This is a genomic window from Gymnodinialimonas ulvae (assembly GCF_037543845.1).
In the GTDB taxonomy this organism is placed as follows: Bacteria; Pseudomonadota; Alphaproteobacteria; order Rhodobacterales; family Rhodobacteraceae; genus Gymnodinialimonas; species Gymnodinialimonas ulvae.
Genome location: NZ_JBBIFX010000001.1, coordinates 567320 through 580676, shown reverse-complemented (window position 1 = coordinate 580676; position 13357 = coordinate 567320). Strand labels below are relative to the sequence as shown.

Sequence of the window (13357 nt, the reverse complement as noted above, 5' to 3'; positions counted from 1 at the left end):
TTTGGGGAACAAAGCGGAGCAACGGGCTGCAACGAGAACCGCAGACCCACGCCAGCGTACGCGTTACGCAGTCGATTGAAGATGCGTGTAGGTCTCTTGATAGCGCTTCGACAGATGCTCTCCTGCACTCAGGGGCGCGGCGCCGTCCGGGGCGACGTTGGTGTCAAAGACCGGATTGAAGAACAGCGGGATCGAGATCCGCTCCTGCGCCCCGCCGATCACCCGGTGCGGCGTCGCGCGGACCTGCCCCGCCGTCCACATTTCCAGCATTTCGCCGAAATTGATGATGAACGTCCCCGGGTCGGCCTGCACCGGCACCCACGACCCATCGCGCAGTTGCACCTCCAAACCCGGTTGTCCATCCGTGGCCAGCAACGTCAGGCAGCCGTAATCCGTATGGGCCGCGATGCCGAAATCCTTCTCCCCCGCCCAGGCGGGCCGTTCGGGATAGAAATTGCCCCGCAAAAGCGCCATCGGCTTGGCGAATTTGTCGTCAAAGAACATCGCATCGCGCCCAATGGCCACGGAAATCCCCGACAAAAGTCGCAGCGCAATCGCCCGCGCCTCGGTGAAATAGCCCTCGATGGTTTCCCGAAAGCCCTCGGGCGCGGTGGGCCATTGGTTCGGCGCATAGACCGGCAGACGCGCGAAGGGATCGCCCTTGGGCAGCTCCACACCGCAATCGAAGACCTCCTTGTAATCGGGGTTGGCCTGCGGATCGACCTGCTCGGAGCCCGGCCCGCCCCAGCCCCGGTTCGACCCGGTAACATCCATGTTCACCGCTTCTTTCACCGCGCGCGGGCCCTTGAAGAACGCGCGATAGGCCGCGATGGCCGCCGCGACCTCTGCCGTCGTCAGCGTGGTATTGTGCAGCGTCAGAAACCCGACCTCCTCGGCACCGGTCTTGACGGCGGCAAGCGCCTCGGGCGCGCTTCTAGCCAGCGCGTTTGCGTCGATATGGGGGATCATCTCGGGCACCTCTCGGGTTGACCAGCGGTCGCGGGTTTGCGAACGCTCGCGGCACAACGAAAACTCGGAGGCGGCGATGGCACGGAAATTGGCGGCAGGCAACTGGAAGATGAACGGCACCACGGAGGCGCTGACTGAGGTTGCGGCACTCACCGCATTGCTGGAGGCGGAGGCTTGCGAGGTTTTGCTGTGCCCGCCCGCGACCCTGATCGCGCGCATGGCCGACATGGCCCACGGCAGCGCGCTGATGATCGGCGGGCAGACTTGCCACCCGAACGCGTCGGGCGCCCATACCGGCGATATCTCGGCGCAGATGCTTGCCGACGCGGGCGCGAGCCACGTGATCCTCGGTCATTCCGAGCGGCGCGCGGATCATGGCGAAACCGATGAAGACGTCGCAGCACAAGTCACCGCGGCGCTCACCTCCAGTCTGATCGCCATCGTCTGCATCGGCGAGACCGAGGCCGAACGCGATGCCGGTGTCACCCTCAACGTGGTCGGCACGCAACTGGCCGGGTCGATCCCGGAGGGTGCCGATCTGTCCCGCCTGGTCGTTGCCTATGAACCCGTTTGGGCCATCGGCACGGGCCGCACCCCGACCCTGGACCAGATCGCCGACGTCCACGATCACATCCGTGCGGAGCTGTCGGGTCGCTTCGGGTCCGCCGCACAAGATGTGCCGCTGCTTTACGGCGGCTCGGTCAAACCCTCGAACGCCGCGGAGATCTTTGCCGTCTCGAACGTCGACGGCGCGTTGGTGGGCGGCGCCTCGCTCAAGGCGGCGGATTTCGGCGGGATCGTCTCGGCCCTGTCGGGCGCCTGATCCAACCGCTTTACTCCGATAAAAAAGGCCGCCCGTGCGTCAATCGCGCGGGCGGCCTATGTCGTCTCGGCGCAGCTTACTCCGCCGGAATATAGCGCTCCGTCGCGATCCGGATGATCCCATCGTAGCCGTCCGAATACTGCCGCACCGCCAGCAGATACCGCCCGGCATTCACCCGCGCCACGATCTCGGAATTCAACGTCCCGTTGGCATCGTCGTTATAGGCGATTTCCTGGCCCAGATCGTCGTAAAGGATCAGCACGGGATCGGAGTTGGTGACCTCGACCGCATTGATGACCAGCGCACCGGCCTCGGGCACATCCATCGCAAACCAGCTTGCCGTCGGCCCCGACACAGTCACATCGCGCACCGAGCGGCCCGGCAACACGCCCAGATCCACGATCGGGTAAGAGCCGTCCATCGGCGGCGCGGCATCACCCGTGGCATAAAGCTCGGCCAGGGCGTCGGCCTGGCTGTAGGCAACGACGGTCACGGTCACCGGCACATCCGGGTTCGACAGCGCCCGCATGCCGATGCAATAGGTGCCCGGCTGCAGCGGCGTGGTGAAATCCAGACGGCTGTTGAGCGTCCAGGTGCTGCCGATCTGCGCATCGTCGTTTTCGCCGATCAAGGTGCCATCGCCGTCGAAGAAGTAGATGTAGGGATCCGCATCCTCGTTTTCGGCCCGGATCGAAATCGCCTGCGCCGCGTCCAGTGTGAACCGGTAATAGGGCGCGCCCGTGATCGTGTTGACCGCACTCACATCGCCAGAGGCCAGCGCCGCGTTCAGCGGGCCGGACCCAAGCGGGGCCGCGGCCGTCTCGTTGGTGCAGGGATCGATGCCGACAAACAGCGATCCATCGCCGCCGCCGTAAAACCCGCCCGTCAGCCCCTCGGTGATGGCCTCATGTTCAAGCCGCCCAACGCGGATATCCGAGCTCAAATCGCCGCCCGCGAAACCGCGCGTCAGCATGCAGTAATTGCCGGGCTGCAACGACGTCTCGGCGCGGCTGGCCCAATTGCCGCCGCTGTCGTCATCGGTGATGATCAAGGCACCGGCTTCATCGTAAAGCTCGATCACACTGTCCCCGCCGCCCACCGGCTGCGCCTCGATCCGGTACTCGCCCGCCGCGCTGACGGCGAAAAGCGACACATGATTGCCGTCCACCGGGATCGCCTGCCCGCTTAGCGTCAGCGGCCCGTCCGTGACCGAGATGTCCGAGGTCTCAGACGTCCCGCCAATCCATTGCCCCGCGTCGCCAACCCCGCCGCACGAGACCACCAGCGTTGGCGCTTGGGCCTGGGCCGCGCCCGCCGTCAGGGCCAAAACGGCCGTCGTCGCGAGCGCAGAAACCGTTACTTTCATGTGTTGTCCTCCAAAAATCCGGGCTGTCCTGTCGCAGACCGGCTCAATTGATATCTATGCACGCCCTGCCCGCGCATTCCAGTCAAAGGCGCGGAAAAAGCGGGCGTTGCGGTTTCCGGATTTGCTGACTTGCCGCCGCCCTGCCATAACATACGGCGTGACCGAGACGCGATTATCTGACGGGCTTTCGCCCCTGCGCACGCGCGCCACGCGGCCTCGCCGGGCGATCTGGCTGGTCGCGTTGGCGGTCTGTGTGGCGCTGTTGGCGATTGTGGCCTCCCATCCCCGGATCGAGCGGCTCTACCTGCGACAGGCCGGCGCCGAGGATGCCGCGACACTGCGTCTGGCCACCCAGGTGCTGCGCGGCGCGCTCGAACGCACCGAAGCCCTACCCGCCCTGCTGGCCGAACGCCAGATCCTGCGCCAGACCCTGGATGAGCCGGAAAACATCGGCCTCGTCCCGTTCACCAATGAGATGCTGCGTCAGACCGCGCTTTCGCTGGAGGTCTCCGACATTTACGTGATGGATATCGACGGGCGCACCATCGCAACCTCGAATTACCGCGCAGAGGCATCGTTCCTGGGCCGCACCTTCGATTTCCGCCCCTATTTCACCGACGCGCTTGCAACCGGCATGGGCCGGTTCCACGCGCTCGGCACAACCTCCGGGCAGCGCGGTTATTTCTTCGCGGCCCCGGTCATCAACAATTCCCGAACCATCGGCGTCGTCGCGGTGAAACTGAACCTCGACATCTTTGAAGAGGCCTGGGCCGAAAGCGGCTCGACCATCCTGGTGACCGATGTGAACAACGTCGTGTTCCTCTCGGATCGGTCCGATTGGCATTTCCGAACCATCGCGCCGCTCTCCGACGGGATGCGCGATCAGATCACCAGCACTCAGCAATACCCCCTTGCGCGGCTGCGGGATCTGGCCATGCGCACCGAAGCCCTCGATCCGGGCACCGGCTTCGGGTTGGAACTGGCCCGGGTCGGCACGGAAAACTTCGTGCGCCAGACCGCCCTGATCGCCGCCCCCGGTTGGCGCGTGTCGATCATGACCCCCACCGGTCCCGCGACGCAGCAAGCCTGGACCTCGGTCCTCTTGCTGTCGCTTCTGGTGGTGATGGCGGGGCTTGTGGCCGCAACGATCCTCGGCCGCCGCGCGCGCCTGATCGAGCGGCTCGCCGCCGAGCAATCGCTGGCCGCCCTGCTTGAGACGCGTGTGAACGAACGCACCGCAGCCCTGAAATCCGAGGTCGAGGAACGCCGCGCGACCGAAGACCGCCTGCGCGCCACCCAGAAAGAGCTGGTACAGGCCGGCAAACTGGCGGCACTTGGCTCGATGTCCGCCGCGCTCAGCCATGAGTTCAACCAACCGCTGGCCGCCGTGAAATCCTATGCCGAAAACGCCGGCGCTTTCCTGGACCGCGACCGCCCCGCAGAGGCGCGCGAAAACATCGCCCGCATCTCGGGCATGGCCGATCGGATGGCCTCGATCTCGAAACACCTGCGCAATTTCGCCCGTCGTCCGCAGGACCGGACCGGCCCCGTGGCGCTGAAAACCGTCGTTGCCGATGCGCTTGAGCTGATGCAGCCGCGTCTGAAACATGCCGAGGTGATCTACGATTGCCCCGAGGTCGAGGTCTGGGCGCGCGGCGGTCCGGTGCGTCTGCAGCAGGTCGTGGTGAACCTTCTGGGCAATGCGCTCGACGCGATGGATGGCCCCGAGGCGCGCATCGAGATCACGCTGACCGATGGCGAGCGGCCCGAGATTGCAGTGCGTGATTGTGGCCCCGGCCTGACCGACGCCGCGCTTGAGCAGGCCTTCGATCCGTTCTTCACCACCAAGGATCCCGGGCAGGGGCTGGGGTTGGGGCTGTCGATCTCCTACAACATCGTGCGCGATTTCGGCGGCACCCTGTCGGCGGCCAACCATCCAGACGGCGGCGCGGTGTTCCGCATCACGCTCGAAGCGGCCCTGCCCGGCGCATCCGAGGTTGCCGCCCAATGACCACCGAAGCCCCCGTCCTGTTCGTCGATGATGAACCCGAACTGCGCCACGCCGCAGGCCAGACGCTGGCGCTCGCCGATCTGCCCGCCGTCTTGTGTGCCACCGCCGATGAAGCGCTGGACCACATCTCCCAAAGCTTTCCCGGCGTGCTCGTCACCGACATCCGCATGCCTGGCATGGACGGCACCGCCCTGATGCAGGCCGCGCTGCAACGCGATCCCGACCTGCCGGTGATCCTGATGACCGGCCATGGCGATGTCGAACTGGCGGTCAGTTCGCTCAAGGCCGGAGCCTATGATTTCATCGAAAAGCCCTATGATCCCGCGCGCCTTGTCGACATTCTGCGCCGTGCGCTCGACAAGCGTGGCCTGACGATGGAACTGCGCGCCCTGCGCGCCGACGAAGCTGTCAACGATCCGATCACCCACCGCCTGAACGGGCGCTCGGCGGTCATGGCCGCCCTGCGCGCCCGGCTCCGCGCGGTGGCGGGCGCCGATACCGATGTGTTGATCGAAGGCGCAACCGGCACCGGCAAGGAGGTGGCCGCACGGGCCCTGCACGCCGCCTCCGACCGGGCCGCGCGGCCCTTCGTGGCGATCAATTGCGCCGCCCTGCCCGAAGCGCTGATCGACAGCGAGCTGTTCGGCCACGCGCCCGGGGCCTTTCCCGGCGCCACCCGCGAGCGCTATGGCAAATTCGCCCATGCCCGCGGCGGGACCCTGTTCCTTGATCAGATCGACAGCTTGCCGATGACCGTGCAGGGCAAACTTCTGACTGCGTTGCAGGACCGGGCCATTACACCGCTTGGCTCCAACGAGGCCGTCGCCCTTGATCTTCGCGTTGTGGCCGCGTCGAAAAACGCGCTGGCCGAGGCGGTCACGGCGGGCACGTTTCGCGACGATCTGTTCTACAGGCTCAATGTCGTGACGCTTCGGATGCCGACGCTGGCCGAGCGCCGCGAAGATATCCCCGGCCTCTACCAGATCCTGCTGAGCCAGGCTTCGGCCCGCCACAAACGCCCGGTGCCCGTGGTGCCCCCCGGCGCGCTGGCCGAGCTGGCCGCGCGGCCCTGGCCCGGCAATGTCCGCGAGCTTGGCAACGAAGCCGAACGCGCCGTCCTCGGCCTTCATGGCACAGGTACCGTCACGGCCCCCACCGGCAAGCTCGCCGAACAGATGGCCGCCCATGAACGCGACCTCATCGCAGCCGCGCTCAGCGCCAATGGCGGCTCCGCCAAGGCCACCTATGAAGCGCTGGGGATCAGCCGCAAGGCGCTCTACGAAAAGATGCAAAAGCATGGTCTGACCCTGCAGAATTTCCGCGAACGCCACGCCGGGTAAGCCGCTGATATCCCCCTTCGGCACGCACCAAATACTTCCCAAGCCCGTCCCTTTGCCTCGGCCGAACCCCGCCGCCCACCTGCGATGGGTCGATTTCCACCCATATCCGCCCTGTCATTGGGTCGAAATCCACCCATAATCGACCATGCATTCGCAGCGTTAACGCTAACAAACTCACGCGGCTGTTGTTTGCACGCCACCTTGCCCGCATCCCTTCGCCCAAGCGCCCGGTTGGGAGCCGGCGCGCGTTAACCAGGGAGACATCCATGACTTTCACCAAACTGGGCGCACTTGCGCTCTCCACTGCCCTTGTGTCCACCACGGCCTTTGCCGACGGCCATATCGACCGCACCGGCTGGCCCGAAAGCTTCACGCTCGGCACCGCAAGCCAAGGCGGCACCTACTTCGCCTATGGCTCCGGTTGGGCCAACCTTGTGGCCGATGAGCTTGGCCTGTCCGGCGGCGCCGAAGTGACCGGCGGCCCGATGCAGAACATGGCGCTGGTGCACACTGGCGAGGCACAGTTCGGCATGACCACGATGGGCCCGGCCGCAGACTCGCTGGCCGGCAACAACCCGATCGCACCTGGCCTGCAGATGACCGGCGCATGCGCGATGTTCCCGATGTACCAGACGCCCTTCTACATCACGGCCCTGGCCTCGTCCGGCATCGAAAGCGTCTCCGACATCCCCGCAGGCGCGCTGATCGGCTTCGGTCCGGCAGGCTCCACCGCGGACACCTACTTCCCGCGCATGATGGAAAGCCTCGGCGTCGAGTTCGAGCGTCGCAACGGCGGCTTCAATGATATGGGCAGCCAGCTGCAGGATGGCCTGCTCGACGTCTGGGGCGTGGCCGGTGGTATCCCGACCCCCGCCATCAGCCAGCTTGAAGCATCGACCGACATCACCATCATCGAGATGACCGGGGATGAATTGTCCTCGATCCTCGACAACTTCCCGGTGACGCCGTTCGACATGCCCGCCGACACCTATGAGGCGCTCGATGCCGACAGCCCCGCAGTCTCCATGTGGAACTTCGCCATCGCCAATTGCGAACTGCCCGACAGCTTCGTCTATTCGGTGGTCGACGTGATCATGGCCGACAACGAGCGGATGGTGAACATCCACCGCGCGGCCACGGCAACCCTGCCCGAGAACTGGAACACCAACAACGGTGTGATGATGTGGCACCCGGGCGCGGCCCAGTGGTTCACGGAAAATGCCGGTGCCGAAATCCCGGCCGACCAGATCCACGGCGGCTAAACCGTCCTGATCGGGGCGGGCCTGCAACCGGGCCCGCCCCAACCCCAAAACACTCCCGCCTTTTCTGCCGCCATCCGCGCGGCGCTTTCATTCGATGGGTAATTCAATGACCGACCGCACTGACCCAACGCCCGAAGATCAGATCAGCGACGGTGCCGTGCTGGCCGAGGGCGTGGACGAAGAACCCGTCGTCTCCAATCAGCGGCTGTTTTCCGGCTGGCTGCTGTTTACCCTGGCGGGTCTCTCCTTCCTCTATGCCGCCTTCCACATGGCCGCGCTCAACGGCCTCTCGATCTCCAACATCACCGGCATCGACATCGCATTCCTGCCGCGTTTCCCGATGGAGACGTGGAATTTCCGCATCGTGCATATCGCAGGCGCGCTGGTCCTGGGCTTTGCGCTCTACGCTTCGCATTCGTTCCAATCCGACACGTCGGCCGACCGGCAGACGCGCACCCTCGGCTTTCTCGGCTACGCGCTGATCCTTCCCGTGCTGTACGCCGGCTACACCGTGATCGGCTTCATCGGACTGATTAATTCGGGCGAGCTGCCGCAAATGGGTGGCATCACGACATGGGCGTCTTTCCCGGGAACCGAGACTTATACGGCCGAGTTTTATTACTTCGGCCTGCCGCTCCTCGTGGCAACTGTCAGTGCCATCGTCCTGAGTTGGTTCGAACGCCAAAGTCGCGCGACGGTTTCGGCGTCGGACATCGTTTTGGCCCTTTGCGCTATGGTCGTCGCACTTTACCTGACGACGATCTACGGGACGGCAGCGCGCAACCAGGTCGGAACATCCTTTGCGCCAATCGGCTTGGCCTTTGCGGCCACCGCCGGGGCTGCGATGATCCTCGAATTGACGCGGCGCGTGACCGGCTTGGCCTTGGTCATCATCACCGGCATCTTCCTGCTTTACACTTTCACCGCGCATATGCTGCCCGGCATCCTCGCCGTGCAGGAACCCTATTCCTGGCAGCGGTTTTTCGGCCATGTGTATTCCGACGCGGGCATCCTCGGGCCGACCACCGCCGTGTCCTCGACCTACATCATCCTCTTCATCATTTTCGCCGCCTTCCTGCAGGCCTCGAAAGTGGGTGACTACTTCGTCAACTTCGCCTTCGCTGCCGCCGGTCGCGCACGGGGCGGCCCGGCCAAGGTGGCCATCTTCGCCTCCGGGTTGATGGGCATGATCAACGGCACCTCCGCAGGCAACGTGGTGGCCACCGGCTCGCTCACCATTCCGCTGATGAAAAAGGTCGGCTACCACAAGAAAACCGCCGGCGCGGTCGAAGCCGCCGCCTCCACCGGCGGGCAGATCATGCCGCCGATCATGGGCGCAGGCGCCTTCATCATGGCCGAGATCACCGGCATTCCCTATCAGGAGATCGCGATTGCCGCGATCATCCCCGCGATCCTCTACTTCACCTCGGTCTACTTCATGGTCGATTTCGAAGCCGCCAAACTCGGCATGAAAGGCATGAATGAAGAAGACATCCCGAAATTCCGGGACATGGCGCGGCGGGTGTTCCTTTTCCTGCCCATCGTGATCCTGATCGCGGCGCTGTTCATGGGCTATTCGGTGATCCGTGCGGGCACCTTGGCCACCGGGGCGGCCGCCGTGGTATCGTGGCTCACCCCCTACCGCATGGGACCGCGCAGCATCATCAAGGCGTTCGAACTTGCCGGCACGATGTCGATCCAGATCATCGCCGTCTGCGCCTGCGCGGGCATCATCGTGGGGGTCATCTCGCTCACCGGGGTTGGCGCACGCTTCTCTGCCGTCCTGTTGGACCTCGCGGGCGTCAGCCAGCTTCTGGCGCTCTTCTTCGCCATGTGCATCGCCATCCTGCTCGGCATGGGCATGCCCACCACGGCGGCCTACGCGGTGGCCGCCTCGGTCGTCGCACCGGGCCTTATCCAACTGGGCATTCCGGCCCTCACGGCGCATTTCTTCGTCTTCTACTTCGCCGTGGTCTCGGCCATCACGCCCCCTGTGGCGCTGGCCTCCTACGCGGCGGCGGGCATCTCGGGCGCCAACCCGATGGAAACCTCGGTGGCCTCGTTCAAGATCGGCATCGCCGCCTTCATCGTGCCCTTCATGTTCTTCTACAACGGCGCGCTGCTGATGCAGGGTCCCATCGTCGAGGTGGCGGGCGAGATGGTCCACGAAGCCCCGGCCTGGTACAACCTCGTGCGCGCGGGCCTCACCGCGATCTTCGGGATCTTCCTGTTGAGCTCGGGCATCCAGGGCTGGTTCCTCGGCGCGCGGCCCGCTTGGTTCCTGCGCGCAGCCCTGATCATCGCGGCCCTTTTGATGATCGAAGGCGGGTTGATGACCGATCTCATCGGCGTCGGCACCGCGGTCGTGATATTCCTGGTGCAACGGGTGTTCAATCCCGCTCCCACGGCCACCATCCCCGTGCGCGGCGCGGATTGACCTTCGGACCCGTACCACTGCCTCAGCACTAACGCGCCCGCCCGCCCCGACGCTGGCGGGCGCGTTCCAGTTCCGGGCGCGCCCCGCTCGTCTTTGCTTTCCAAATACCTCCGCCGGAGGCTTCAACAGCCAAGATGCAAACCTTCCACCAAGATCCGACAGAGCCCGGTTTCGTCCAGAACCCCTACCCGTTCTACGCCCGCGCCCGCGCTGCGGGGCCGTTGGTGTACTGGGCCGACTACGGCCTGATCTGCACCACCACCCACGAGCTCACGAACACCATCCTGCGCGACCGCCGCTTTGGCCGCGAACCAATCGAGGCGCTCCCCGTGCCCGACCATCTCAAACCCTTCTACGACGTTGAGGCGCATTCCATGCTGGAGCTGGAACCGCCGCGCCACACCCGTCTGCGCCGGCTGGTCCTGCACGCCTTCACCTCACGCCGGATCAAGGCGCTCGCGCCCGAGATCACCCAACTCACCCATGACCTCATCGACCGCTTCCCGGACACCGAACACGACCTGCTCGACACCTTCTGCCGCCCAATCCCCGTCATCATCATCGCCCGGCTTCTGGGTGTGCCCGAGGCGATGGCCCCCGACCTGCTGCGCTGGTCCAACGCCATGGTCGGCATGTATCAGGCCGGCCGCAGCCGCGCCGACGAAGACGCGGCCGTGCACGCGACCGAGGCGTTCGTGACCTTTCTGCGCGGCTACATTGCACAAAAACGCAGCCGACCCGCCGATGACCTGATCTCGGCGCTTATCGCCGCCGAAGACGACGGTGCGACGCTCTCGACCGATGAGCTGATCACCACTTGCATTCTGCTGCTGAACGCGGGCCACGAGGCCACCGTGCATGCCCTCGGCAATGCCATCAATCTCTGCCTCTCCGATGGCCACCGCCCGCCGCCCGACGCCGCCGCCTTCGCCGAGGAAATGCTGCGCATCGACCCGCCGCTGCACATGTTCACCCGCACCGCGTATGAAGAAGTCACGCTTAACGGCCACACCTTCCGACGCGGCGATCAGGTGGCCCTGCTGCTGGCCGCCGCCAACCACGACCCCGCCGCCTATCCGGGTCCGTTAACCTTTGATCCCGACCGTACGGGCCCCGCCAATCTGGCCTTCGGCGCGGGCCTGCATTTCTGTGTCGGCGCGCCTTTGGCCCGGCTGGAGCTGTCTATCGCCCTGCCCGCCCTCTTCGACCGCTGCCCGCACATCCGCGCCACGGGCCCCGCCCGCTACGCCGACATTTACCATTTCCATGGGCTCGACGCGTTGCCCGTGCACACCGCTTAACGCAGCGCCTCGAAGAAGCCACGCGCCATCGCGGTCCAGCCCTGCGGCAACCCATGCGCCCCGTCATGCACCGCAAGGCGCACCGGCGCGCCCGCACATGACGCGTCCCAATCGCGCAGGCGGAAGCGTTCACCGATCTCCACCGTGTCGGGATGCGTGCGGCAGGCGTTGCGCGCCAACGCATAGCCAAGGCTGTCCCACAAGCTGCCCTGATGCCAGTCGCGGATCGCGCGCCCCTCGAACGGCACCTGCAAATCGGCAAACCCGTGCACCTGCAGGATCGGCAGGCCCTCAAGCCCCGCACATTCCGTGCCGTTGGGCGCCCGCAACGCGCCTGCCACCGACACCATCCCGGCCAAATGCTCGCCCGCCTCGCAGGCCATCAACCACGCCATCGACCCACCGGCGGAAAAGCCCGACGCATAGATCCGATCGCGGTCGATCGGCACCCGCGCCGCCAGATCGTCCAACATCGCTAAGGTAAACGCCACATCATCGCGCGGGCTCCCATCGCGCGCCGGATAGCTCTGCGGACCATCGTCCTGCAACGCGACGCCATTGGGCGCCACCAGGACATAGCCATTGGCAGCGAAGTCCGTGGCCAACCCGCCATTGCCAAGGATCGGCCGCCCGGTGCCGCGATGCCCGTGATAGAAGATCAAAACCGGAAGCTCCGCCGCCGCGTCGAATCCATTCGGCCACCCATCCGGCAGGCGCAGGTGATACGTCCCCCCCTCCAGCTCACACGGCGCGTCCGCCCCGCCGCATTGGGATTGCGCAAGGGCCGGGATCGGCAGGGCGAGCAGGGCCCACAAGGGCAGGAAGATACATCTCATGCCCGCGACCCTATGGCGATCTCCCGCGCCCCGCCACCACGCCGCAGGCCGCCTCGCACGAAGTTTATCACCGCGCGATCATGCGCCCCCCGGGCGGCTGAACCATGGCCCGAACCGCGCCGACCGGAGCGATGGGGATTTCCTCCATTGGCTCAATCGTGCCCGTGGTGTCATACTGTCCGCATTGAAGAAACGTTTATTTCGGGCCGTTTTGGCCCCCAACCCTTTGATCAGGAGACAGATTATGATCAGGATCCTTGTTTTCGCCGCTGCCACCCTCGCCGCAACGCAGCTCTCCGCAGCCACTGTTGCCAGTTTCGAGACAATTGTCGGCGTCACGCTGCAAGCCACCCCGGCAGAGGAACTCTTTCAATCCGGCGGCTACCTGCCTGCCCCGTCGACCACCTCTACCACCGGGACCGGAAGCCTTGTGACCGGTGACGACAATGGCGGCGACAGCTGCTGCTCAGGCGGTCTGGTGACCACCACCGCCGCCGTCGAGATGGGCGAGGCCTCGCTTTCGGCCCAGGGACGGATCGACGGGGTCGGCACTGCCTTTGCCACCGGTCAACGCCGCGCCGTGTGGAATTTCGGGAATTTCGGGGCCGAGGTCGAAACCGTGACCATCGATTTCGCGATCGAGATGGTCATAGCGCAATCCATCGACCCGGCTGTCGGCGGGGCCGCCGCCTCCGGCACCGAATTGGTCATTCAGCACAACGGTGTCGACATCTACCAAAACGCGCTCGTCTCGTCGCTGGATGAATTCGCCACCGGCGCCGCGTTCGCGGACGTGTTCACCTACACGTTCGACGTTCTGCCCACGGATTCCATCTCCGAAGATTTCCGGATCTCGATCACAGGCGGCGTCAACGTCTCTTCGAACCCCGCCGATATCGCGCCGGTGCCCCTGCCCGCAGGCGCGGCCTTGTTGCTGGCCGCTCTGACCGGGCTCGGCCTTCTGCGCCGTCACCGCGACGCGTAGATCGCCAAATGCACTGGGCTGCTCCGC

The 13357-nt window shown here is 65.4% G+C and carries 10 protein-coding genes; 7 read left to right on the top strand and 3 right to left on the bottom strand.

Annotation, left to right across the window (positions count from 1 at the left end; all coding sequences use genetic code 11):
• Positions 1-63 precede the first annotated feature (63 nt).
• Positions 64-1092, bottom strand: a complete 1029-nt coding sequence (locus tag V8J83_RS02730) for an isopenicillin N synthase family dioxygenase (RefSeq protein ID WP_439649749.1) — start codon at positions 1090-1092, stop codon at positions 64-66.
• On the opposite strand from V8J83_RS02730, the gene tpiA reads away from it, so the two are divergent.
• Positions 1046-1792, top strand: coding sequence for a triose-phosphate isomerase (gene tpiA, locus V8J83_RS02725; RefSeq protein ID WP_339983253.1), 747 nt, complete (start codon positions 1046-1048; stop codon positions 1790-1792). The two genes, V8J83_RS02730 and tpiA, sit on opposite strands and share 47 nt — an antisense overlap.
• A 76-nt stretch (positions 1793-1868) precedes the next feature.
• Here tpiA and V8J83_RS02720 read toward each other — a convergent pair whose 3' ends face one another.
• Positions 1869-3158: a PPC domain-containing protein gene (locus V8J83_RS02720; protein WP_339983251.1), complete on the bottom strand. Its 1290-nt coding sequence runs from the start codon at positions 3156-3158 to the stop codon at positions 1869-1871.
• 157 nt (positions 3159-3315) lie between these two features.
• On the opposite strand from V8J83_RS02720, the gene V8J83_RS02715 reads away from it, so the two are divergent.
• From V8J83_RS02715 to V8J83_RS02695, 5 genes are all read left to right on the top strand, one after another.
• Positions 3316-5169 carry a sensor histidine kinase gene (locus V8J83_RS02715; protein ID WP_339983249.1) on the top strand — a complete coding sequence of 618 codons (1854 nt, stop codon included), beginning with the start codon at positions 3316-3318 and terminating at the stop codon, positions 5167-5169.
• Entirely contained in the window at positions 5166-6509 is a 1344-nt protein-coding gene (locus V8J83_RS02710; RefSeq protein ID WP_339983247.1) for a sigma-54-dependent transcriptional regulator, read from the top strand. The genes V8J83_RS02715 and V8J83_RS02710 overlap by 4 nt, the downstream gene beginning before the upstream one ends.
• Before the next feature lie 266 nt (positions 6510-6775).
• Entirely contained in the window at positions 6776-7771 is a 996-nt protein-coding gene (locus tag V8J83_RS02705) for a TAXI family TRAP transporter solute-binding subunit (protein WP_339983245.1), read from the top strand.
• A 106-nt stretch (positions 7772-7877) separates the two neighbouring features.
• Entirely contained in the window at positions 7878-10208 is a 2331-nt protein-coding gene (locus tag V8J83_RS02700) for a TRAP transporter permease (protein ID WP_339983243.1), read from the top strand.
• 134 nt (positions 10209-10342) lie between these two features.
• Positions 10343-11509, top strand: coding sequence for a cytochrome P450 (locus tag V8J83_RS02695; RefSeq protein WP_339983241.1), 1167 nt, complete (start codon positions 10343-10345; stop codon positions 11507-11509).
• Here the strand turns inward: V8J83_RS02695 and V8J83_RS02690 are convergent.
• Positions 11506-12345, bottom strand: a complete 840-nt coding sequence (locus tag V8J83_RS02690) for a CE1 family esterase (RefSeq protein ID WP_339983239.1) — start codon at positions 12343-12345, stop codon at positions 11506-11508. The two genes, V8J83_RS02695 and V8J83_RS02690, sit on opposite strands and share 4 nt — an antisense overlap.
• 244 nt (positions 12346-12589) lie before the next feature.
• On the opposite strand from V8J83_RS02690, the gene V8J83_RS02685 reads away from it, so the two are divergent.
• Positions 12590-13330, top strand: a complete 741-nt coding sequence (locus tag V8J83_RS02685) for a VPLPA-CTERM sorting domain-containing protein (protein ID WP_339983237.1) — start codon at positions 12590-12592, stop codon at positions 13328-13330.
• Positions 13331-13357 lie beyond the last annotated feature (27 nt).